Annotated in this window: 22 protein-coding genes; 10 read left to right on the plus strand and 12 right to left on the minus strand. The window is 64.1% G+C overall.

The genetic code is table 11. The features are described from left to right. Positions 1-11: 11 nt before the first annotated feature. From HBNXHr_RS09235 to HBNXHr_RS09245, 3 genes are all read left to right on the plus strand, one after another. Positions 12-659 carry a chemotaxis protein CheC gene (locus HBNXHr_RS09235; protein WP_275736938.1) on the plus strand — a complete coding sequence of 216 codons (648 nt, stop codon included), beginning with the start codon at positions 12-14 and terminating at the stop codon, positions 657-659. Between the two features lie 118 nt (positions 660-777). Continuing rightward, positions 778-1389 (plus strand): TRIC cation channel family protein, encoded by a 612-nt coding sequence (locus HBNXHr_RS09240; RefSeq protein WP_345893724.1) that lies wholly within the window; start codon positions 778-780, stop codon positions 1387-1389. A gap of 109 nt (positions 1390-1498) precedes the next feature. After that, positions 1499-2422: a sulfide-dependent adenosine diphosphate thiazole synthase gene (locus HBNXHr_RS09245; RefSeq protein ID WP_275881911.1), complete on the plus strand. Its 924-nt coding sequence runs from the start codon at positions 1499-1501 to the stop codon at positions 2420-2422. A 17-nt stretch (positions 2423-2439) separates the two neighbouring features. Here HBNXHr_RS09245 and HBNXHr_RS09250 read toward each other — a convergent pair whose 3' ends face one another. From HBNXHr_RS09250 to HBNXHr_RS09280, 7 genes are all read right to left on the minus strand, one after another. Continuing rightward, complete coding sequence (locus tag HBNXHr_RS09250; RefSeq protein WP_275881912.1) at positions 2440-3675, minus strand: hypothetical protein; 1236 nt, start codon at positions 3673-3675, stop codon at positions 2440-2442. 56 nt (positions 3676-3731) lie between these two features. Then, positions 3732-4397, minus strand: a complete 666-nt coding sequence (locus tag HBNXHr_RS09255; protein ID WP_275881913.1) for a methyltransferase domain-containing protein — start codon at positions 4395-4397, stop codon at positions 3732-3734. Between the two features lie 3 nt (positions 4398-4400). Further along, positions 4401-5300, minus strand: coding sequence for a thiamine-phosphate synthase family protein (locus tag HBNXHr_RS09260; protein ID WP_275881914.1), 900 nt, complete (start codon positions 5298-5300; stop codon positions 4401-4403). Positions 5301-5420: 120 nt separating this feature from the next. Further along, positions 5421-6008 (minus strand): dCTP deaminase, encoded by a 588-nt coding sequence (dcd, locus tag HBNXHr_RS09265; RefSeq protein WP_275736944.1) that lies wholly within the window; start codon positions 6006-6008, stop codon positions 5421-5423. Positions 6009-6101: 93 nt separating this feature from the next. Then, complete coding sequence (locus HBNXHr_RS09270; protein ID WP_275881915.1) at positions 6102-7673, minus strand: HVO_2922 family protein; 1572 nt, start codon at positions 7671-7673, stop codon at positions 6102-6104. Positions 7674-7805: 132 nt separating this feature from the next. Next, on the minus strand, positions 7806-8720 hold the full coding sequence (gene cysK / locus HBNXHr_RS09275; RefSeq protein ID WP_275881916.1) for a cysteine synthase A: 915 nt from the start codon (positions 8718-8720) through the stop codon (positions 7806-7808). Between the two features lie 121 nt (positions 8721-8841). Beyond that, the gene (locus HBNXHr_RS09280; protein WP_275881917.1) at positions 8842-9471 is read right to left on the minus strand and encodes a helix-turn-helix domain-containing protein; all 630 of its coding nucleotides are present in this window, start codon (positions 9469-9471) and stop codon (positions 8842-8844) included. Between the two features lie 170 nt (positions 9472-9641). Here HBNXHr_RS09280 and HBNXHr_RS09285 point away from each other — a divergent pair, with 170 nt between their 5' ends. After that, positions 9642-10610 (plus strand): NDP-sugar synthase, encoded by a 969-nt coding sequence (locus tag HBNXHr_RS09285; RefSeq protein ID WP_275881918.1) that lies wholly within the window; start codon positions 9642-9644, stop codon positions 10608-10610. A gap of 62 nt (positions 10611-10672) precedes the next feature. Beyond that, positions 10673-10870 carry a hypothetical protein gene (locus HBNXHr_RS09290; RefSeq protein WP_275736949.1) on the plus strand — a complete coding sequence of 66 codons (198 nt, stop codon included), beginning with the start codon at positions 10673-10675 and terminating at the stop codon, positions 10868-10870. Positions 10871-10906: 36 nt separating this feature from the next. Here HBNXHr_RS09290 and HBNXHr_RS09295 read toward each other — a convergent pair whose 3' ends face one another. After that, a complete protein-coding gene (locus tag HBNXHr_RS09295) occupies positions 10907-11635 on the minus strand; it encodes a diphthine--ammonia ligase (RefSeq protein ID WP_275881919.1) in 729 nt (242 codons plus the stop codon). A 62-nt stretch (positions 11636-11697) separates the two neighbouring features. Beyond that, entirely contained in the window at positions 11698-11850 is a 153-nt protein-coding gene (locus HBNXHr_RS09300) for a hypothetical protein (RefSeq protein ID WP_275736951.1), read from the minus strand. Positions 11851-11998: 148 nt separating this feature from the next. On the opposite strand from HBNXHr_RS09300, the gene HBNXHr_RS09305 reads away from it, so the two are divergent. The 5 genes from HBNXHr_RS09305 (at position 11999) to nth (ending at position 17572) form a co-directional block, all read left to right on the plus strand. Next, positions 11999-13846 (plus strand): hydrolase, encoded by a 1848-nt coding sequence (locus HBNXHr_RS09305; RefSeq protein WP_275881920.1) that lies wholly within the window; start codon positions 11999-12001, stop codon positions 13844-13846. Between the two features lie 247 nt (positions 13847-14093). Then, positions 14094-14984, plus strand: a complete 891-nt coding sequence (locus HBNXHr_RS09310; RefSeq protein ID WP_275736953.1) for a coiled-coil protein — start codon at positions 14094-14096, stop codon at positions 14982-14984. Between the two features lie 71 nt (positions 14985-15055). Next, positions 15056-16201, plus strand: a complete 1146-nt coding sequence (locus HBNXHr_RS09315; RefSeq protein ID WP_275736954.1) for a DUF373 family protein — start codon at positions 15056-15058, stop codon at positions 16199-16201. Between the two features lie 83 nt (positions 16202-16284). Then, positions 16285-16698 carry a DUF371 domain-containing protein gene (locus HBNXHr_RS09320; RefSeq protein ID WP_275736955.1) on the plus strand — a complete coding sequence of 138 codons (414 nt, stop codon included), beginning with the start codon at positions 16285-16287 and terminating at the stop codon, positions 16696-16698. A gap of 52 nt (positions 16699-16750) precedes the next feature. Beyond that, positions 16751-17572: an endonuclease III gene (gene nth / locus HBNXHr_RS09325; RefSeq protein WP_275881921.1), complete on the plus strand. Its 822-nt coding sequence runs from the start codon at positions 16751-16753 to the stop codon at positions 17570-17572. Between the two features lie 120 nt (positions 17573-17692). Here nth and HBNXHr_RS09330 read toward each other — a convergent pair whose 3' ends face one another. The 3 genes from HBNXHr_RS09330 to HBNXHr_RS09340 all read right to left on the minus strand — a co-directional run bounded on the left by HBNXHr_RS09330 (position 17693) and on the right by HBNXHr_RS09340 (position 21634). After that, positions 17693-18670 carry an aldo/keto reductase gene (locus tag HBNXHr_RS09330; RefSeq protein WP_275881922.1) on the minus strand — a complete coding sequence of 326 codons (978 nt, stop codon included), beginning with the start codon at positions 18668-18670 and terminating at the stop codon, positions 17693-17695. 126 nt (positions 18671-18796) lie between these two features. After that, positions 18797-19222, minus strand: coding sequence for a disulfide bond formation protein B (locus HBNXHr_RS09335; RefSeq protein ID WP_275881923.1), 426 nt, complete (start codon positions 19220-19222; stop codon positions 18797-18799). A gap of 57 nt (positions 19223-19279) precedes the next feature. After that, positions 19280-21634 (minus strand): glycoside hydrolase family 95 protein, encoded by a 2355-nt coding sequence (locus HBNXHr_RS09340; RefSeq protein WP_275881924.1) that lies wholly within the window; start codon positions 21632-21634, stop codon positions 19280-19282. Between the last annotated feature and the right edge of the window lie 72 nt (positions 21635-21706).

Genomic DNA, 21706 nt, shown 5'->3' on the forward strand with positions numbered 1-21706 from the left:
AAGGAGGCTATATGAGTCTCGAAGTCGACGTCCGGAAACTCGATCTGTTCAACAAGATCGCAAAGGAGGGATCGGAGACAGTCTCGGATCACCTCAACCAGATGGCGGGGCTAAACACCGAAATAGCCGTCTCGAAGATCAACTTCCTCGACATCGAAGACGTGCGGACCCACATGGGTGACGGCGACCGCGTCGGGATCTTCGTCGAGTTGACCGAAGCGCCGTATGGGTACGTCCTCTTCATGCTCGAACCGGACGATGCAAAGGAGTTGGCAGGGATGCTCGTCGGCGGGACTGACGACGACACAGAGGGATTCAGCGAGATGGAGCGGTCGGCGATCCAGGAGGTCGGCAACATCATGACCTCCGGGTATATCGACGGCTGGGCGAACGTTCTGGATACGACCATCGGGATGGGGACCCCCTCGTTCGCGTACGGCCCGGCCGGCGGCATCGTCAACGAGATGGGCGGGTGGCCCGACGAGGACATCGCGTTCGTCATCGACTCAGAGATCACCGCCGGTGACGGTGACGTCTCACTGACGATCTATACCTTCCCGAAGCTCGTCGATCTCGTCGAACTGATTCAGGGGATCGACGTCTCGACGGTCGTCGGCGAGGACACGACGATCTCGTCGGACATCGCCGACGAAATGTAGCCGGGTCTGTGCGTGAATCGACATGCCAAGAACGGAGGGCTCAAGACCCTACTCGCCGTGATCTCAGTTAGTGGTTGAAGCGTTCCTCGAACGGGTACTGATCGATCCCTTCGCCGTCATGAACACGATCGGCCTGGTCGCGTTCGCCCTCGTCGGCGCGGCAAAGGGGATCCGTGAAGAGTTCGACATCTTCGGGATCAGTGTCGTCGGATTGGTGACGGCTTTCGGTGGCGGTGCAACCCGGGACGTCCTGGTCGGGCGGACGCCGCTGGCACTCCAGTCGATGGGCGAAGTCAGCCTCGGATTTCTCGGCGTCGGACTTGCATTGCTTCTCAGCGTCCTGCTCGAATCACCGGACGACCATCCGATCACCCTCGTGGCCGACGCGATCGGCCTCGCCGCGTTCGCGACCGCCGGCGCCATCGTCGCGACGGAGGCCGGGGTCTCGCCGTTCGGCATCGTCACTGTCGCGACGATCAACGCCGTCGGCGGCGGAGCCTACGCCGACATTCTGCTCGATCGTTCCCCCTTCATCCTCTTCGAGGACTTCTATGCGACCGCCGCAGTTCTTGGCGGGAGTACCTACTGGCTGGTGACCGCTGCCGGCGCGGCGGGCGGCCTCACCGCCGCCGCGTGTGCGGGAATGACCGTCGGCACCCGACTGCTGGCGGTCACCTACGGGTGGCACCTCCCGACGGCCCAGATGCTCGGGCTGGCGCAGGAAAACTGACGGCCCCGGCCAGCACGCACGCGACTCTCGACCAGTCATGATACCGAACCCCACTTCGGAATGTTGGGACCGTAACAGTTATTATTTGCCAGTAGTACCACTAGGTGGTATGCACGCGAACGAGTTCGATCAGTTCAGCGATGTCGGCGAAGCAACGGTCACCCGCGCGATCACCCAGGAGTGGACCGACGAGTTCATGGACTTCACGGAGAGCGACGTCATCATCATCGGCGGTGGGCCATCGGGGCTGATGGCCGCCAAAGAACTCTCCGAGCGCGGTGTCAAGGCGATGGTCGTCGAGAAGAACAACTATCTCGGCGGCGGCTTCTGGCTCGGTGGGTTCCTGATGAACAAGGTCACCGTGCGTGACCCGGCCCAGAGTGTCCTCGACGAACTGGACGTCGATTATACCCAGTCCGAGGAAGACGACGGGCTGTACGTCGCCAATGGCCCGGAAGCGACCTCGGGACTCATCAAGGCCACGTGTGACGCCGGCGCGAAGATGCAGAACATGACGGAGTTCACCGACATCGTCGTCCGCGAGGACCACCGCGTCGGTGGCATCGTGATGAACTGGACGCCCGTTCACGCCCTGCCCCGCGAAATCACCTGCGTCGATCCGATCGCCGTCGAGTCCGACCTCGTGATCGACGCGACCGGCCACGAGGCCCTGGCGATCAAGAAACTCGACGAACGCGGCGTTCTGGACGCCGAGGGGATCGAGGAAGGCGCGACCGGCATGGACGCGACCGACGACGAGAGCTACGGCGCGCCGGGCCACGATTCGCCGGGCCACGACTCGATGTGGGTCGCCGAGAGCGAGGACGCCGTCGTCGAACACACCGGGCTAGTCCACGACGGCCTCATCGCGACGGGCATGGCCGTCGCCACGGCCCACGGCCTCCCGCGGATGGGACCGACGTTCGGCGCGATGTTGCTGTCAGGAAAGCGTGGTGCCCAGATCGCCCTCGACGAACTCGGCGTCGACGCCGATCCGGTCGACATGACGACGCCCGCACCGGCTGACGACTGAAAAGAGACTTCGTGGCCTCACTCCGACAACGACACCGAAACCGACTCGTTGTCGCCCGCCACGGTGACGCCCTCGACAAACGCCGACGAACCTGCGGTGACAACCACTGCTTTTGAGCCCGGGCGGGTGAGCGCGGACGTCTGTGGCGGATTGCCCGCCGCCGCGTACTGTTGGTAGCCAGCGAGGAACTGCTCCGCGTAGCTGGGCTGATCCCAGGTCGTCACCCAGACAACCCCGGACGTGGTCCCGTCCTCGAACGCGAGCAATCGGTCGTTCCCCCAGCCCCTGGCCGCCCTGTCGGCCTCGTCACCGTCGATCCGTGTCGAAAGGAGCGCCCGAATGCCGAGTTCGCCGAACTGCTCCGTCGCGACCCGGTTCCAGTCACCCGTCCCCACGAGAGTTACCTCGAGGGGCTGGGGCGGTTCGCTTCCCGGCGGCAACCCATGGAGGAGTTGTTCGGTCGTGTTCGGCGGCTCAGTGTACAGCTGTCCCAGCGAGTCCGGAGCGGTGATCTGCCCACCGGCGTAGTCGTATCCGGCCCTGACTGCGGCCCGGGCCAGCCAGGGTGAGTCCAGCCAGCCGAACTGCCACTCGCGGACGGGAGTATCGACTGACAGCGAGTACTGCGCGGCGTAGGCGTCGGCCGCATACGCGCTGGCGCCGCGATCCAACGCGGTCGCAACCAGCCGCCTGTCGAGAGTGCCGTTGTCGTGTCTCGCGAGTGCGTCCGCCCAGCCGAGTCGATCCTGAAGAAATCGCGTGTGCAGATATGCGAGATGGTACTCCAGGCGCGACGGTTCGTACATGCCTCGCAGGAGACGGACCGTCGCGTTCTCGCTGTCGACCCGGCCGGGCGGAACGCCACCGGTGTCCACCGTCGGCCCAAGCGATCCGGTGACGGCATCCGACGTCCCGAGAGAACCCGCGTCGACGGGTCTGGACAGGCCGAACTGACGAACGACCGTCGGTTCGATGGCCCCCACGTCAAGCACGGTCCGGAGTCGCCATAGCGCGGTCCTGACCGAACGCTGGTCTCGAAGGCCGAGCGGTCCGGTTGCCGACGGATTCTCGGGCGTGAACGTCGCCACCGACTCCGTCGGGACCGACGGCGTGACAACCTGTTCGTGTACGTCGGCGTCCGGCACCGGTGCGGGCGTCAGCGTCGGGGCGTCCGTCTCGTCGCCGAGACCGCTGCAGCCGGCCGTCACAACGAGTACCAGGATGGCAAAAGTAACCAACCCTCGGGAATCCATCTCTCGAAGGTGGGCGGGCGAATCAGATAAGCGTTCAGGTCCCGGACTGGGCGGGGTCAGACCCGACGCCCGGCCCAGAGGTGCACGAACCCCAGTCCGAGCGTGTTTTGGATCGTCCCGGTCGTCCGGGCGTCGATCCGATCGGCCGCCGATCGAATCCGCCCGTCCAGGGTGACCGCGGGCGATTGGACAGCCCCTCGGTTCGACGGTGCCGAAAGGCGAGTGAATGCCCGAAACGCCAGGTTCAGCGGCTTCAAAACCCATCGGTCGGTCGATCCGGCTTCGAGCACCGCGAGCCGACCGCCCGGATCGACCAGATCAAGCCACTCGTCGATCACTGACGCCGGGTCCCCGAACAGTCCAACGACGAACGTCCCCAGGACAGCGTCGACGCCTGGGGTGATCGGGGGGCACGTCGCATCACCCAGACACAAGTGGACGTTCGACCAGCCGGCTCGATCGACCCGTCGGCGTGCTTCCGAGAGCATGCCGGGCGTGAGATCGACACCGATCACTCGCCCCGTCGGACCGACCCGCTCGCGTAACAATGGCAGGTTTGCACCCGTTCCACACCCCATCTCGACCGCCACGTCTCCCGCCTGAAGGGCAAGTGCGTCGACGGCTCGACGTCGCCAGGAATCAACGAGTGGCACCGACGCGATCAGGTCATAGTACCGCGCCCAGCGGCCGTAAAACTGCTGTACCGCCCGGACGTCGGTCATGTGTTACACCTCGTCGACGATCTCCCGAACTGACGAGACGACGGTGGGCGCATCGGCCCCCAGCACGTAGACGATCGGCTCGATCCCGAATCCCCCCGTCTGGTAGAGGACGTCGGCACCGGCGACATCGACGGCATCGAACGCCGCATCGAGTTCCGCCTCGGCGTCGAACTCCACGGCAGTGTGGCCCTGGGCCTCCAGGGCGGTGACAACTGCAGGCTCGTAGGCGACGTTCAGCGTCGCGCGGGCGTCGCTTCCGTGCCGGCGTGCGGCGAGCAACACGCTTGCGACGTATTCACTCACGCCGAACTCGGGGTCACCCGGAACCGCCGCCCGTCCCTTGACGTCGAGGATCCGACCGGGGACGGCAACCACGTCGTCGATACCGCCGGCGTCGGGCAGACATTCGACGAGGTTCGACCCGACGGCTGGAATCAGTCTGGCGAACCCGCTGGCGTTTTCCAGCATCCCCAGTCCCCGCCGGACCGACGACCGGACCTGTTCGGACTGGCGGACGCGACTCTCGGGATCGTGAATCGCAAGCGTCCCACCGTGTTCAGCCAGCGACGGGAACGCCTCCTTGTGCAGCTGTGCGAGCAAGTCGCCCTGTTCGAGCTGTCGGATGAACACCTCCGCCTCGGCCAACGCCTGGACGGGACTAACCTCGCCGGCGGCCAGTCCGTCAGCGAGGCTGTCGGTCAGTTCCTGGAGGCGATCGTCTTCGAGCAGCGACTCGTTGCGTTCGACCTCGCCGTGGGCGTACTTCGAGACCGCACTCTGGCTGATCCCCAACTGGTCGGCGACTTCGAGCTGAGTCAGCCCGCGATCCCGGAGGCGCTCGGCGAGCATCGACCGGAACGTCGGCAGGAACTCCTCGACGACCACCTCCTCGACGAATTTCATTGGTCGCCTCCGAACTCACGGTCGTTTCTCGGCGACGTTCCGGCGTACACAATCGTCGTCATTGATCGCCTCCGAACACACGGTCGTTTCTCGGCGACATCTCGACGGACAAGACCGTCGTCATTGGTCGCCTCCGAACTCCCTGTCCCCCTGTATCCGGGACGCCTGTGGCCCCTTCTGACCCTGATACTTCGAACCGCGCTCCTCGCCGTAGGGCCGCTCGGCGGGGCTACTCAACTCGGTAAACGTCAACTGGGAGATGCGCATACCCGGCGTGAGCGCGACCGGCGCGGTGCCGAGATTCGAGAGTTCGAGCGTGATCTGGCCCCGATAGCCGGGATCGCACAGTCCCGCTGTCGCATGCACCACGACCGCAAGACGGCCAAGCGACGAGCGCCCCTCGACGTGGGCGATGAGGTCGTCCGGGATCTCGACGGTCTCCTTGGTCGTGCCGAGGACGAAATCGCCAGGATGGAGGATGAACTCGCCGCCCTCCTCGACGACCGTTTCTTCGACGTACTCGGCGACCTCCTGTTCGCTCGTCGGGTGGATACACGGGATGTTGGCGTGCTGGAATTCGAGGAACTCCCGACCGAGTCGGAGGTCGATACTGGCTGGCTGGATCTGGAGATCGGGCTCGTCGAGTGGCTCGACCACGAGTTCGCCCGCTTCGAGCCGGTCGAGAATGTCCGCGTCCGAGAGGATCATACCAGCGTCTCGGTCCCGAGGTGAATAAAATACCACGGTCCACGTTGCGCGGTCAAAATTGAGTGAGCCCGGTAGTCAGTCCGGTTTCGGCGGTCAGGCCTCTTCGATTTCGGCGTTGGGCCCGTTGCGCTTGACGCTCTCGATGCCGTCGCGAGCGTTCGAGCGATCGTCGTAGCCCTGGCCGCTGTCAGCGAGGATGTTGCCGTTGCGGTGACGGAGCCGCCAGCGCCACTCCCCGCCGGAATCCTCGTAGATCTCGAAAGCAGTCGGACCGACGTCGAGGGCGTCGGCGTCGGGTGCGTACGTCTCGACGCGCTCGACAGCAGCTTCGGCTTCGTCACGGTCGGTGTAGCCCTCGCCGCTGTCGGCGACGATTTGATCGTTGCTCGCCGTCAGCCGCCAGCGATACTCCCCGGCGTTGTCCTCGTAGATCTCGAACTCGTAGCTGTCGAGATCATCCCGAATCCGATCGACGGCACGCCTGGCGTCGTGATATCGCGAGTATCCCTGCCCACCGTCGGCGAGGATGTTGCCGTTGCGGTGGACCAGCCGCCAGCGATACTGGCCGGCATTGTCCTCGTAGATCTCGAAGGCGGTCGGATCGAACCGGAGGTACGCCGCCGGGCCGACGTACGCTCTGATCCTGTCGATCGCCCGCGTGAGGTTGCTCCGGGAATCGTAGCCCTCACTCGAATCACACAGGATGTTCCCGTTGTCGTGACGGAGCCGCCACCGATGTTCGCCGGCGTTGTCCTCGTAGACCTCGAAGGCGGCCTGGCTCTCGACTTCCTCGACCGGTTCGAAAGTCTCGTCTTCCGCGGGAAGTTCGTCCTCAGATGCTATCAACATGAGTTCCGCGCCGAGAGCGTCCCGGCGGACACCCGCGATCCCTTTCTGGGCGTTGTGTTTCCGGGTATATCCCTCGCCGCCGTTGGCGATCAGATTGCCGTTGGAATGCCGGAGACGCCAGCGCCACTCCCCGCCGGTATCCTCGTAGAGTTCGAACCTGGACTGACTCGTCCGCAATGTCCGGAGTTGGGCCGAGAGGTCCGCTTCATCGGCGGTAGTATCAGCCAAATCCGCTCGAAGTCGGTCGATCTCGGCAGCGAGATCGTCCTCGTCGGCGTCGGCGTCTTCGAGTGCCGCCCGGAGTTCGGTGATGGATCGAGCCAAGTCAGACTCATCCGCGATCGTGTCCGCAAGTTCCCCTTGTAGGCGGTTCGCTTCGTGCTCGGAGCGAGTCGTCAACAGCGGCGCGAAGATACCGCCGACAGCCATCACCAGGAGGCCGACCGCGTAGACGGTGATGATCGGACTCGACTGGGGCCGCCAGTTGTCGGGGTACGCGATCGTGAACCACAGGACACCGGCGATACTCACGATCAACCCGACGATAATCAGAATCGACGCGTACTGATCCAGCGGCAGTCGAACGAGTGGACCGGCGACAAGCAGCGCCAGCGCGAGCGCGCCGGCGACGATCCCCCAGCCACGGAGTGCGGAGGCGGGGTCGCTGATGATCACCATAAAGATGCCGAGTATTCCAACCAATAAGCCGAGAACGAATATCCAGTAGCCGGTCACTTCGTCGTCAGTCGCCGGCTGTCCGATCCGTTCCTCGTACCACTCGTTGAGTCGCCGATTGTGTGACGGGTCAGTTGCCATGATATATCCGTTTGATTAAATACATGGCAGATACTTATAAATTTGTACAGGTACGTCCGGGGCGCTCGGGAACACACGCAGGATAGAACAATGTCGAGCTGGTCCTCCTGAGACGACAGACGACCGACGTCGCTAGTCCGTCGCGTACAGATCAGTCGAGAGATACCGCTCGCCCGTGTCCGGCAACACTGTCGCGACGACGGCATCGTCGGGATAATCGGCTGCGACCTGTGTGGCTGCGTGGGCCGCTGCGCCACAGGAGATGCCGACCGCAAGTCCCTCTTCGCTGGCGATCCGACGCGCCTCGTCGATCGACTCCTCGCGCGTGACAGTCACGACGTCGTCGAGAAGATCCATCTCGAGGATCTCCGGAACGAACCCGGCACCGATCCCCTGAATACCGTGGCTGCCGGGCTCCTCGCCGGAGAGGACGGCCGAATCTTCGGGTTCGACGCCGATCACGTCAACGTCAGCTTCGATATCGTCCCGCAGGAACTGCCCGACGCCGGTGATCGTTCCGCCGGTGCCGATGCCGGCGACGAACGCGTCGAGTTCCCCGTCGGTGGCGTCCCACAGTTCCGGGCCAGTTCCGTCACGGTGTGCGGCGGGATTTGCGGGATTCTCGAACTGCTGGGGAACGAACGCGTCGTCGTATTCGTCGGCGAGTTCGTGGGCACGGTCGATCGCCCCACCCATGCCGCCGTCGGCGTCCGTGAGTTCCAGTTCGGCACCGAGACCGGCGAGCAACTGCCGGCGCTCCTCGCTCATCGATTCGGGCATCGTGAGCACAAGATCGTACCCCTTCGCGGCACAGACGCTTGCGAGGCCGATCCCGGTGTTGCCGCTCGTCGGCTCGATCACGACCGTCTCCTCGGTGAGCTTACCCGTCTCCTCGGCAACTTCGATCATCGACTTGCCGATCCGATCTTTGACCGAATAGGGATTGAGCGATTCGACCTTGCCCAGGACCGTCGTCCCGGTTCCATCGTCGAGTCTGAGCAGCGGTGTGTCGCCGATAAACTCCGTGACGTCGTCTGCAACGTGCATCGTAGCTGTCGATCTATCACCCTAATAAATAAGGCCAGCCAAAACTCTCAGCTTTCGAGAATCCGCATACCCGAATGGGAAATCGCGAAATCCATACCGTCGCCGGACGGACCCAGACAGATCACATTTCGGCGAGGAGTTCGTCCATCAGCTTCGACTGGGCAGCCGCGAGATGCTCGGTGAAGGTCGAGGCGTCGATGCCGAGTTCGGCGGCGACGTCGGTCGCGTTGGCGTCGCGAGGATACGAGAAGTAGCCCATCCGGTAGGAGGTCTCGAGGACCTCCTGCTGGCGGTCGGTGAGTCGGCTGCGATCGATCGGGATCACGTCCGTACTCCCTTCCTCGTCGCTTTCGACCTGCAGGAGATAGCGGATACGGACGGCGCCGTACTGTTCCCGAAGATCCGTCACGAGGTCTCGCAGATCCTGAATCGTGGTCAGATGCAACGAAAGGACCAGCGACCCATCCTGGGCCCGGATCTCAGAGATAGGGTGGTCGTGGTCCTCAACGAACTCACAGACGCAGTCCAGTGGCTCCCGGTGGAATCGATAGACGCTTGCAGACCGGTATTCGAAGAGTTGACTGAGTCGGTCGTCGGTGAGAGCAGCGTCGCCGCTGACAGTGAATTCCTCGGTAACCGTTCCCTCGGCGTTGCCGGCCCGAGACACGGACGTGAGGGGGCCATCCGCCTGTTCTGAGAGACCAGCAACTGGACAGGCATCCGGGGAGAGGACTTCGATTTCAGCGCGCATACCGGGCATTGTTACATATACGTTGGGCGAGTATCGGCATAATCCAACGGGCCATTCTCAGCCAGTGAAAACGAACGGGCCAACCGGATATCCGGCAAGAGCAACCGGAAGCCGTCCCTCGGGGAGAGGAATGGAAAAAACACTTTGGAGGTGACCGCGAGTGAGCGTACATGCAAGCCGTCGTACTCGCTGGTGGCTACGCCACGCGGCTGTGGCCCGTGACCCGCAACCGCCCGAAAATGCTCCTCCCGATCGGTGACACGACCGTCATCGATCGTGTCCTTGCGGAACTAGAATCCGACGACCGAATCGAGGACGTCTACGTTTCGACTAACGAACGGTTCGCCGACGACTTCCTCGATCACATCGCCGAAACGGATTTCCAGAAACCGACGCTCTCGGTCGAGGAGACCGTCGAGGAGGACGAGAAGTTCGGCGTCATCGGAGCACTTGCCCAACTCGTCGACCGCGAGGGATTGCACGGCGAAGATCTGCTTGTCGTCGCCGGTGACAATCTCATCAGCTTCGACCTGAGCGAGTTCATCGATACCTTCGAACGCAACGACGCGCCCACGCTAGCCGCCTACGACGTTGGCTCGCGCGAGCGGGCGAAATCCTACGGACTCATCAACGTCGAGGGCAGCCAGGTCGTCGATTTCCAGGAGAAACCCGACGATCCGGACAGTACGCTGGTCTCGATCGCGTGCTACGGCTTCCCCGCCGAAGACGTCCGCTTCGAGGAGTACCTCGACGGTGGCAACAACCCGGACGAGCCGGGCTGGTTCATCGAGTGGCTCGTCGACCGTGGCGATGTCCACGCCTTCACGTTCGACGGTGCGTGGTTCGACATCGGCACGCCGGAGAGCTATCTCGACGCGATCCAGTGGGCCCTGGAGGGGGACAGCGTGATCGCCAGCTCGGCGACCGTCGAGAACGCAGAAATCGGGGGCAACGTACACGTCCTCCCTGGTGGCGAGATCGTCGATTCGACCGTCGAGGACTCGATCGTCTTCGCCGACGCGACGATCCGGGACTGTGAGATCCGGGATTCGATCATCGACGAGGAGACGCACGTCGAACATCTCGATCTCGCCGGGGCGCTCATCGGGGCCCACACCGAGATCACCAACGGAATGTAGGGCGGCCGGACGATCGGTTCCGGAGCGAACGTTGATGGGGGACGTTCCCCAACGCTTGAGTGATGAACACCGACTTGATTCGCGATCTCGCCCCACACTACGCCGTGATGGTCACTCTGGCGTACCTGACGCTGACTATCGCGAACAGGATCGTCGGCCCACTCGAGTTCTGGGTCGAACTCGCGGGCATCATCGTCATCTTCTTCGGCTATCGCGTCGCCATCGTTCGGACCGGATACGGCCCCGATATCTGGGAGTGAGCGTCCCCGCGTCGGGCCGACGTCTGTTTCCCTTCGTTACCCCAGCCGCGCGTTCTCGATCCGGATCGAGCCCCTGGTGCCGTCCCACTCAGTCGTGTATTCGAGTTCGATCGGGCGATCCATGTGCGGGCCGTCCGTGACCAGCGTCTCGAACTCGCCGCCCTCGCCCAAGATGTGAACCCCGTATTCGGCATTGAGTTCACGAAGTTCGGCAAGCGCGTCCGCATCGAGTTGCCGGCCGAGCCAGGATTCGTCGAGACCGGCCGCCGACACGCTGACGATCCGGATTTCGAATCCGGCTTCGAGCATCGCTTCCGCGAGATCAACCGGATCGCGCTGCCAAAGCGGGGCGTACAGCTCCGCGTCGAGCCGGTCGGCCAGCCGCTCGATGCGACTGGTCTGGAACTCGCTCTCGACAGCCCCGGCGACGATTCCAGCGATTCCGCCGTCGAGTTCGGTGTCGAGTTCGTCCAGGGCGGCCGCCAGTGGTTCGAGTTCGCGGTCGCCCTGCGCGCCGGCGTCCGTCACATCCCCCGCCCCGAAATCAGCGGGTTCGACTTCCAGAAGTGGAATGTCGACGCTCTCGGCAGCCAGGCGAGCCAGTTCCGTCGCCGGGACGTGATACATGTACGAATCGCCGGCCGGGTGAACGGTGAGGAGTCGCTCGACGGGACGGCCGTCTTCGAGCCCCCGATACAGTGCCCACGAGGAGTCCTTGCCGCCGGAGAAGAGACTTACCCACGCGCCGTCGGCGGTCTCGGTCATACGCCGGCTAGTCGAACGGAGTGGTTGAGTGTTGCGGTCGGGAAGCCGTCCCGGGGACGCTTCTACCGGGCGACGGTGACCGTGACGGCCCCACACGAACACTCGTAGACGTGGCGGGTCCCGCCCGGCGACTCGTAGACGATCTGTCGATCGTCACGGTGGAGCCGCTGATCACACCCGTCGGCCTCACAGGTCGGCGTGAGCGATTCAAGCATATGTATCACTGTGTCCCCAGGGGACATGAAGGCGCGCCAACCCCGGAGTGAAACTGAAAGTGACGGACGACGGCACGGAAACTCGACAACCGGTCGGGACGAGTCGGCGTACGTAAAGGATATGCCGACGGCGGCCCCCGCCACACGTATGGTGAACGAGTGGCGGGCTGCGACAGTCGAGCCGGGCGGCGACCAGCCCGCTCCGGCGACCTGGGAGCCGGTCGAGGTGCCGGGGCGGCCGGCGGATTTCGCCGGTAGCGACGCCGTGGCGTATCGATCGACGTTCGAAGACCCGAGAGACGGTGACGAGCACGCGATGGTCGTCTTCGAGGGCGTCTACGCACACGCTCGCGTCTGGCTGAACGATACCTTCCTGGGCGAGCACGACACCTACTTCGAGCCGCTGCGACTCCGGCTCGACGGGGCGCTTGCGCCCGAAAACGAACTCGTCGTCGAATGTCGACGGCCTGACGATCGCTTCGGCGGGAGCTACGAGACCGACGACGTCCCGGACGAACGTGCCGTCCCCGGTATCTGGTGGAATGCCGACATCGCGACCTACACCGACTCTCACATCCTCGATCTCTCGGCTCGACCACGAGTCGACGACGACGGCGCGCGCTTCGAAGTGCGGACGACTATCCTGGCCGAGACGGATCTCGAGGATCGCGTCACCTTCTCCGTCAAACCCGAAGGATCACGACGGGGCCGGGGAATGATGGACCGCACGTCGGTAACGGCGGCGGCCGGGGAGCGAACGACCGTCGAGTACACGATCGACGTTCGGGATCCGGCACTCTGGTGGCCCCACGACCTCGGCGAGCAGAATCGGTACGTTCTCCGGGCGAAACTCGGCGACGACGAACGAACGCTGACGACGGGCCTATGCTCGATCCGTTACGATGACAACGATGGAATCCGGGTCAACGACACCCCAATCACAGCCCGGGGCGTCGGCTTGCTCGCGGCTGAACCGGCGGATATCGAGCAGGCGGTCGGGCTCAACGCCAACCTGGTCCGGGCTCACGCACACGTCCCGTCGCCGGCAGTATACGAGGCGGCCGACGAGGCCGGTGTGCTCGTCTGGCAGGATCTCCCGCTGACCGGGCCGGGACCGTTCGACATCGAGCGCGGCCGAACACTGGTCGATCGGATCGTCTCCGCGTACGATCACCACCCCGGGCTGGCAGCGATCAGCGTCCACGACGACCCGATCTCACTGAGTGACGGTGCGCTCGGGTCGGGTCTTCTCGATCGACTCCGCCTGCGATGGCGACGGTTTCGAGCGGACTACGACCACGAACCCGCCGAAACCGTCGCGGAGGCGGTTCCCGACGAGATTGTTGCGCTTCCCGTCGTCGGACCGCCGGGGATCGAACCTGACGCGACAGCGCTGTATCCCGGGTGGAAGTACGGGGACGCGGCCGACGTCGACCAACTGCTGGATCGGCATCCCGCGCTCGAGGCGATCGTCGGCGAGTACGGTGCCGGTTCCATCGGTGTCCCGGATCCCGAGAACATGGCCGGGTTCGACCAGGAGATCCACGACACACACGTTTCCGGCGGCATCGAACCGTCACAGGCCTATCAGCGGTCCGTTATCAAAACAATCACTGAACGACTCCGATTGCGAGCGTCGGATGTGATCGTGGCTGCCTCGCTTCGCGATCTCTCGGACGCTGGGATGGGTGTCCTGACCCGTAACGGCAAACCCAAACAAGCACATGACGCACTCACCGACGCCTTCGAGCCGGTCCAGGCCGTGCTCGCGGAGCCTTCCCCTGGCGCTGAATCCGACGTTGTCGTCCTCAATGACACCCCGAGCGAGGTCGTCGGCCATCTCTCGTGGGACATCGACGGCGATACCGACGAAACGGCGGTCTCGGTCGGTGCCGACAGTCGCAAAACAGTCGCGTCACTCTCGATACCCACGGACGCCGAATTCGTCACCCTCTCGCTCACGGGCCGATCGGCCACGAACACCTACCGCTTATAAACGTCCGTGTGAGTGGTTAACATCCACGGAGAGGAGGCCTGAGGCGTGTGATACGCCGAACCACTGGCCGCATTCACCGGAATACTTAAATGAGTGTCTCCTGTAATACGAGATACCTGAACGCCCCGAGCGTTCGGCAGTATCGTGCGACGCCCAAAATGACAGGGAATCTAGTTATAAGGCGAAAGCAAGTCGGTAGCGACTGTACTGTCGAACGCCGGAGCGGGAATGGCACAGAGGAGTAATCATGACAGACTCGATTGATGAATCAAAGAACGTATCGGTAACTGACGAAGACCTCGAAACCAAATCGAAAGGCGAACTTATCAAGCTCGCCGGGCAGCTCCGGGATCGACGGAACGATCTCAATCAGATGGCGTCCGAGCGCGCCTCGGATCGAGACGACCTCAACGCGAAAACTCGCGAGAAGGTCGACGAGGCCCAGGAGCACCGCGAGAAGCGCGACGAGCTCAACGAGCAAGTCCAGGAACACAAGGAAAAGCGCAACGAGCTCAACGCGAAGGCCAACGAGCTGTTCGAGGAGGTCGAGGACAAAAAGGAGGAGATGGAGCTCGACGAGGGCAAAAGCGTCGACCAACTCGAAGACGAGATCGAGGACCTCGAATTCAAACAGCAGACTGAAGTACTTTCCTCCGAGGACGAGCAGGAACTCATCGAGAAGATCGAGGCCAAACGCGAGAAGCTCGCCGAGCGCAAGGAAAAGCTAGAGCAGACCGACGACATCGATGAGATCAAGGCCGAGGCCCAGGAGATCCGCTCCGAAGCGAGTAAACACCACCAGAAGGTGACCGAACTCGCCGACGAAGCCCAGGAACATCACAACGAGATGATCGAGGCCTATCGCGAGGCCGACGAGATCCGCGACGAGGCCGACGAGATGCACGAGAAGTTCGTCGAGGCCCAGGAGGCAGCCGATCAGCACCACGAGGACTTCGTGCGCGTCCAGAAACGGCTTCGCGAACTCGACAAGGAAGAGGAAGAAGAAGAGCGTTCGCGCCGCGAGGAAGAGCAGGAAGCCGCCCGCGAGGAGGCCGAGGAGATCTACCAGGAGTTCAAGGACGGCGAAACCCTCGATACCGAGGACCTGATGAAACTCCAGAAGACGGGACTGCTGTAAGTTTTTTCGCCACTCATTCTCGTTTGGCGGGTTGCTTGGGATTTTTATGGATCGGTAGCGTCCGATAAACTGTGAGCACGCTGGTGGTGTGCCTGGACCGCGGGGGTGACCTGGCGAGCGTCGCGGACCCGCCGATCGTCGGGACCGAGGCAGTCGAATCGCTCGTCACCGAGTTCGGCGTCGACGACCCGGAGGACAGTCGGGTCAACTGTCTGCTCGAAGGGTTGCGCGTCGCCCGCGATCTCGAAGCCGACGACGAAGCGGTAACTGTAGCCGTGATCTCCGGGAACGGCGAGACGGTCGGCGTGAGCCGGTCGGTCGCCAGACAGACCGAGCAACTGCTCTCCGCTCACGAGCCGGACTCGGCGATCGTCGTCACCGACAGCACGGAAGACGAGCGCCTCGTCCCGATCATCGAGAGCCGGGTCCCCGTCGACGCCGTCGACCGCGTGGTGGTCCGGCAGGCCCGGGACATCGAGTCGACGTACTACCTACTCAAGCAGTTCCTGGCCGACGAGGAACTTCGCGAGACCGTTTTAGTGCCGATCGGGGCCGCGCTGCTCGCGATGCCGATCCTCCTGCTGGTGGTCAACAGCGTGACGATGGCGCTTGGAGCGATCGCGGCAGCTGTTGGCCTCCTGTTGCTGTACAAGGGGCTTGGGATCGACGAGTACGTCGAGACGCTGCCCGGCCAGATACACAACGCACTCTATTCCGGACAGGTGTCACTCGTGACGTATGTCGTCGCCGTGGGCCTCGCGTTGATCGGGTTTTTCGTCGGCGCGCTTGGCGTCTCGGCGACGGCCTCCGATAGCATCCTCATCCTGGCGATGCGGTTCGGATTCGATAGCGTCACCTGGCTGACCGCGGCTGCCCTGGCAGCGAGTACCGGCCGACTGCTCGATGAGTTGCTCCGTCGGGAAGGCGTCCGCAACGCCTACCTCAACCTGCCGTTTGGCGTGGTCGCTGTCGGCCTGGTCGTCCGTGGCGTCACCGGGTACTTCCTCGAACGGGCCGCAGTGTTCGCGGCGGTGACGGTCTCGTCGATCGATCTCGGCGTCGTCACCGTCGAAGGATTTACGCTTGCACCGGGGACCAGACTCGCAATATTCCTCATCGCGGGGATCGTCGTCAGCCTCGTCGGCGTCCGGTTTGCCGCCTACTTCAGCGAGACGAACATCGAAGAGGAACTCGTCGATGAACGGGCGACTGAATAGGTGGATTCTCGCGAAGCCACGCCATTTTCGGAGACGATCAGCTGGATCAGACGGCTGAAGTGCGCCGAACCGAACCGACGTGTATGGACGAAGTGATTCACGCCGATGGCCACGAGAACGTCACCGCCAGCCACGAGAGCACGCTCGAACTCACGAGCGACGACTTCCTTACCCCGGCCGGGGATTGCATCGTCGGGATCGAGGCCGATCGCGTTCCCGCGGATTTCGATCCGGCGTTCGTCGAGGCGTGTCAGGACGCTACCGCCGAAATCACGGCCACACTCTCGACGGGCGACCACGAGGCCCGAATCACCGGTCGAGGGCACCCGGAACTCTCCTTCGAGAACGACCGCTCGCTAGTGATCCGGACCAGCGAGTACGTCGACGACCGAACGGTCATGATCGACGCCGACGCCGCTGCGGCGGATCTGGATCGCGAACTCGTCGACGCGCTGGCCGCCGGGGCGTCGGTGACGATGCGCCTCACCGTCGAGTAACGTCCCAAAATTGATGCGGTCGTTTTTGACGCTGCGCGAACCAAGACGAACCATGAGCGAGGACGCCGAACCGGTCGAGAACATCAGCGGTGGCCCCGGCAGCGGCGGCTCGATGGATACCTTCGAGCCGAGCGAAAATGAGACGCGGGCTGCCAAGGTGGTCGACCGCCTGGGCGAACTGTACTGGCAGAAGACCTACGGCGGCCAGGACGCCTTCGAGTGTCTCGTCCGGACGATCCTCAGCCAGAACACGAGCGACGTGGCGAGCCAGCCGGCCCACGACGCGTTGATGGACCGATACGGATCCGAGGAGGACGAAGTCGATCTCGTCGACGCCCTCGCCGACGCCGAACAGGCCGAACTCGCAGAGACGATCTCCGGGGCCGGCCTCCACAACCAGAAGTCCGCCCGGATCATCGAGATCGCCGAGCGCGTCCGCGAGGAGTACGGCGGCGAGGACGACTTCGACGCGTTCGTCCGCGAGGAGCCCGCCGAGGCAGTTCGGGAAACGCTGCTCGCGATGAACGGCGTCGGCCCCAAGACCGCCGACTGTGTCCTCCTCTTTGCTGGTGGACGCGACGGCGTCTTTCCGGTCGACACGCACGTCTACCGGATCTACCGCCGCCTCGGTATCGCCCCGCCGGACGCCGACCACGAGGCAGTCCGCGAGGTGCTCGAAGAGAAAGTGCCCAAGGGGAAATGTGGCTTCGGTCACACCGCGAGCATCCAGTTCGGCCGGGAGTACTGCAGCGCGCGCAAGCCGGCGTGTCTCGACGGTCCCGAGGCATGCCCGCTGTACGATCTCTGTGATCGCGTCGGTGTCGAGCCAGCGAGCGGCGATGTCGTCGATCCGGCCGAGACAGTCGGAAGCTGAGAGATCGAGTGACCCTTGGCCGACACGGGAGGTATCGAAAGGGGCCGGTCGCTCGCGGTCGGCCAATGTATCGAACGAAGAGTCAGGCGAATTGCGGTCCCCTCCGACGCAAACCCCGGATTACGCTTCGATCGCGGCGTCGATCCGCTCGAACTGTTCGTCGGTGAGCTCGACCTCGATCGCGCCGAGGTTCTCCTCGAGCTGGTCGGTCGTCCGCGCGCCGATGATCGGGACGACGGTGAGGTCCTCGTGAGCCAGCAACCAGGCCAGCGAGACCTGGGCGGGGGAGGCGTCGATTTCCTCGGCGACCGCACGGATTTCGTCGAGGACGTCCCAGGCCTCCTCTCGGAGGTACCAGTCCGCGAAGTGCTCGTCGATGTCGCCACGCGAGCCGTCGGGAGCCTCGACCTCGCTCTCGCCGACGCGTTCGTACTTGCCGGTGAGGAAGCCGCCGTGAAGCGGCGAATACGGACAGACAGCGATGTTCTGGTCCGCACAGACATCCAGATATTCGGCGACGGGGTCGCGGTGGACCGCCGAGTACTGTGGCTGGGTGACGGTGAAGGCCTCGTAGTTGTTGACGTCGGCCTTCCAGAGTCCCTTGGTGAGCTTCCAGGCGTCGGCCGTCGAGAGGCCGACGTAGTGGACCTTGCCCTCGCTGATCAGGTCGTCGATGGTCCGCAGGGTCTTCTCGATCGGCGTCTCGTCGTCGAAGCGGTGAAGATAGAGGATGTCGAGGTAGTCCGTATCGAGTTTCTCAAGGGAGCCTTCGACCTCCGCGCGGACGTTCTTCGCCGAGAGGTTCTCCTGGAAGCGCGAGACATCCGACCAGAAGCACTTCGAGGCGACGACGTAGTCCTCGCGATCGCGGTCGGCAAGCCACTCGCCGATCCAGCGTTCGCTGTCGCCCCCGCCGTAGCCGTTGGCCGTGTCGATGAAGTTCCCGCCCGCCTCGGCGTAGGCGTCGAGCAGTTCGTGTGCGTCCTCGCGGTCCGTCTCGACGACGCCCGTCTCCTCGTGTTCCAGCCCGAAGCGCCACGTCCCGAGCGCGATCGGCGATACTTCGAGTCCAGTCTCTCCAAGTCTGACGTATTCCATATACAAGGGATCGAGCCGCGTACGCATAAGTTCGATGTGATAATTCGTACCAACTGCCGGCTTTGCGGACAGTGGTGGCCTGCCGGGTGTGCCAGGCGGCATGGTCCAATCGAAGGAGTGTGCGCGTTACTCGGACGACCGAGCCACCAGGACCAGCATCGACGCCGTGATCAGGACGAACGCCAAAAGCGAGAGGTTGGGGATCGTCAGTCCAGCCACTCGGAACAACACGGACCCACAGCCACCGATGGTACACTGGTTCCCGGTCGAGGAGGTCAATTGCAAAAGCGAATGGTACGCGGCTATGCCGCCGCCGAACACCGACAGCGGGAGGACGGTTCGAAAGATCGTCTCCCGGTTCTCGACGAAGGCCACGCCGAGAACAACCACCAGCGGGTACATCAGGATACGCTGATACCAGCACAGCGTACACGGGATCAATCCGAGACCCAGACTGAGATAGAGGCTCCCGACGGTCGCGACGACCGCGACGAGCGTGGCGAACCCGAGCAGGGTACGGGAGCGACCAGCGAGGTGACGCGTCACGGCCACAGTGAGACGGCAGTGCGGAATAAGCCTTGATGTCGGCGACGCCAACCCGCCGCAGGATCACTTCGTGACAGGAGTCACGCGGTAGCGCTCGCCCGGCGTCGTCTCGAAAGTGACGGTGCCATCGTCGCGTTCTGCATCGACCGGCGTGCCGTCAGCCGTCGTGACGCGAACCGACGGGGTCGCCCGCACCCGACAGCGCTCGCCGGAGCCCGACCTGATTGTCGCCCGATCCAGTCGCCCAGCCGACCACGTGAGATCCACCTCGAAATCACCGCGAGCCCGGAGCCCCGAGACCGACCCCTCGGCCCAGGCGTCGGGCAGTGCGGGCAGGAGGCGGATCTCGCCGGCGTGGCTCCCCAGTAGCATCTCGGTGATACCCGCCGTCGCGCCGAAGTTCCCGTCGATCTGGAACGGCGGATGGAGATCGAAGAGGTTCGGGGCCGTCGAGTCGGTGAGTAGTGTTCTGACCCACTCGTGGGCCCGCTGGCCGTTCTCCAGGCGAGCGAACTGGTTGACCAGCCAGGCGGCGCTCCAGCCGGTGTGGCCGCCACCGTGTTCGAGGCGGCGGTCGAGCGTGGTTTCGACTGCGTCCGCGAGTGCGGGGGTCTCTCGGGGCGTGATCTGGTCGCTCGGGTGTGCGCCATAGAGGTGCGAAATGTGGCGATGCCCCGGATCGGCCTCCGCAAAGTCCTCGATCCACTCCTGTAACTGGCCGTGTTCGCCGACCTGCATCGGCGGGAGGCGATCGAGCGCGGCCCGCAGATCGTCGTGGAAGGCGTCTTCGGCGTCGAGAATCTCCGCGGCGGCGATAGTGTGCTCGAAGAGGTCCCGAGTCAACTGCACGTCCATCGTCGGCGCGTAGGTGACCGTCGCTTCCTGACCGTCATCAGTCACATAGGCGTTCTCCGGCGAGTTCGAGGGAGCGGTCACCAGCCACTTCGCTTTCTCCCCTTCTTCCGCAGGGTGCTCGACGAGAAAATCGGCCACGAACGTTGCCGCCTCCCGCAGGATCGGGTACGCCATCTCGCGGAGGAATTCCTCATCTCGAGTGAAGGCGTAGTGGTCGAACACCAGCCGGGAGAGCCACGCCGCGCCCATCGGCCAGAGCCCCCAGTGAGCGCCGTCGACGGGCGCGGCGTTCCGCCAGAGATCCGAGTTGTGGTGGACGGTGAAGCCCGCACAGTCGTAGTGAGCCTCGGCGACGCGTCGGCCAGGCTCCCGCAGGTCATCGACGAAGTCGTACAGCGGGGCCGCACACTCCGCGAGGTTCGTCTGCAGGGCCGGCCAGTAGTTCATTTCGAGGTTGATATTTAGCGTGTAACCGCTGTTCCACGGCGGGTCGAACTCCTGGTTCCAGACCCCCTGGAGGTTGGGGGGTTCGGTCCCGGGTCGGGAACTCGCAATGAGGAGATACCGGCCGAACTGGGCGTACAGCGCCGTAAGGTGCGGGTCTACCTCGCCCGCGGCGACCCGATCGAGGCGCTCGTCGGTCGGCCGGTCGAGGGGCTCGCCCAGATCCAGTTCCACGCGATCGAAGAGCTCCCGGTGGTCGGCGACGTGAGTCGCTCGCAAGTCGTCGGAATGCTGGTCCGCCACCGCATCCAGCACCGCCTCGCATGCTTCGCCCGGATTCTCCGTTTCGTGGCCGGTGAACCCGGTCAGCACGATCGTTGCTGCGTCGGCATCTTCGACCGCGAGCCCGACGCCCGACCCATTTGGCGCGTCCGCACCGGTCACCCGCTTGACGGTACCGCCCTGTCCGCTCACGCTGGCGCGAGCCTCGAAGGATATCCCCTCGCCGCCAGCACCGCGGTCGTCGTCCGGTTCGTCGACGACTCGCCCCCGGAGTTGAAGCGTCCCGTCGCGAACGGCGTCCTTGGCGTCCCGCTCCCGGTCGAGCCCGACCGTCGCGTTGACGGCCCCGGGTTCCTCCGCCGTAAGCCGAATCACGATCGCATCGTCCGGAGCGGAAGCGAAGTACTCCCGGACGTGAGTTGTCCCCTCGTGGTCGTAGCGGACGCGCGCCACGCCGGCCGAGAGGTCGAGGTCGCGCCGGTAGTCGGTGACGGCGTCGTGGCCGACGTCGATCAAGAGGTCGCCAAACGTCTGGTAGGACCGCAAGCGGATGGGGTCGCCCATCAGTTTCTCGTCGGCGAGGGCCTGTGCGCGCTCGACCTCGCCGTCGAAGATGAGTCGGCGGACTTCCTCGACATGTTCCCGAGCGTCGGGATTGGTTCTATCCTCGTGGCCACCCGCCCAGAGCGTGTCGGCGTTGAACTGCACCCGTTCCGTGCCCGGGCGGCCGAAGACCATCGCGCCGAGGCGGCCGTTCCCGATCGGCAGCGCCTCGAGCCACGCCGACGCCGGTTCGTCGTACCACGTGGTGGTCCGCGGATCGAAGTCGAGAGTCATGGTTCGCCAAGCGTGAGAAATCACTTAAAACCGCATGGAGCGACGACACCGACAGGACTAATATTTCGCTTC

The sequence above is a fragment of the Halorhabdus sp. BNX81 genome, assembly GCF_029229925.1.
In the GTDB taxonomy this organism is placed as follows: Archaea; Halobacteriota; Halobacteria; order Halobacteriales; family Haloarculaceae; genus Halorhabdus.

Coding starts and splice junctions, on each gene's coding strand:
- HBNXHr_RS09235 (WP_275736938.1), top strand. CDS start 12: ATGAGTCTCGAAGTCGACGTCCGGAAACTCGATCTGTTCAACAAGATC.
- HBNXHr_RS09240 (WP_345893724.1), top strand. CDS start 778: ATGAACACGATCGGCCTGGTCGCGTTCGCCCTCGTCGGCGCGGCAAAG.
- HBNXHr_RS09245 (WP_275881911.1), top strand. CDS start 1,499: ATGCACGCGAACGAGTTCGATCAGTTCAGCGATGTCGGCGAAGCAACG.
- HBNXHr_RS09250 (WP_275881912.1), bottom strand. CDS start 3,675: ATGGATTCCCGAGGGTTGGTTACTTTTGCCATCCTGGTACTCGTTGTG.
- HBNXHr_RS09255 (WP_275881913.1), bottom strand. CDS start 4,397: ATGACCGACGTCCGGGCGGTACAGCAGTTTTACGGCCGCTGGGCGCGG.
- HBNXHr_RS09260 (WP_275881914.1), bottom strand. CDS start 5,300: ATGAAATTCGTCGAGGAGGTGGTCGTCGAGGAGTTCCTGCCGACGTTC.
- dcd (WP_275736944.1), bottom strand. CDS start 6,008: ATGATCCTCTCGGACGCGGACATTCTCGACCGGCTCGAAGCGGGCGAA.
- HBNXHr_RS09270 (WP_275881915.1), bottom strand. CDS start 7,673: ATGGCAACTGACCCGTCACACAATCGGCGACTCAACGAGTGGTACGAG.
- cysK (WP_275881916.1), bottom strand. CDS start 8,720: ATGCACGTTGCAGACGACGTCACGGAGTTTATCGGCGACACACCGCTG.
- HBNXHr_RS09280 (WP_275881917.1), bottom strand. CDS start 9,471: ATGCGCGCTGAAATCGAAGTCCTCTCCCCGGATGCCTGTCCAGTTGCT.
- HBNXHr_RS09285 (WP_275881918.1), top strand. CDS start 9,642: ATGCAAGCCGTCGTACTCGCTGGTGGCTACGCCACGCGGCTGTGGCCC.
- HBNXHr_RS09290 (WP_275736949.1), top strand. CDS start 10,673: ATGAACACCGACTTGATTCGCGATCTCGCCCCACACTACGCCGTGATG.
- HBNXHr_RS09295 (WP_275881919.1), bottom strand. CDS start 11,635: ATGACCGAGACCGCCGACGGCGCGTGGGTAAGTCTCTTCTCCGGCGGC.
- HBNXHr_RS09300 (WP_275736951.1), bottom strand. CDS start 11,850: ATGCTTGAATCGCTCACGCCGACCTGTGAGGCCGACGGGTGTGATCAG.
- HBNXHr_RS09305 (WP_275881920.1), top strand. CDS start 11,999: ATGGTGAACGAGTGGCGGGCTGCGACAGTCGAGCCGGGCGGCGACCAG.
- HBNXHr_RS09310 (WP_275736953.1), top strand. CDS start 14,094: ATGACAGACTCGATTGATGAATCAAAGAACGTATCGGTAACTGACGAA.
- HBNXHr_RS09320 (WP_275736955.1), top strand. CDS start 16,285: ATGGACGAAGTGATTCACGCCGATGGCCACGAGAACGTCACCGCCAGC.
- nth (WP_275881921.1), top strand. CDS start 16,751: ATGAGCGAGGACGCCGAACCGGTCGAGAACATCAGCGGTGGCCCCGGC.
- HBNXHr_RS09330 (WP_275881922.1), bottom strand. CDS start 18,670: ATGGAATACGTCAGACTTGGAGAGACTGGACTCGAAGTATCGCCGATC.
- HBNXHr_RS09340 (WP_275881924.1), bottom strand. CDS start 21,634: ATGACTCTCGACTTCGATCCGCGGACCACCACGTGGTACGACGAACCG.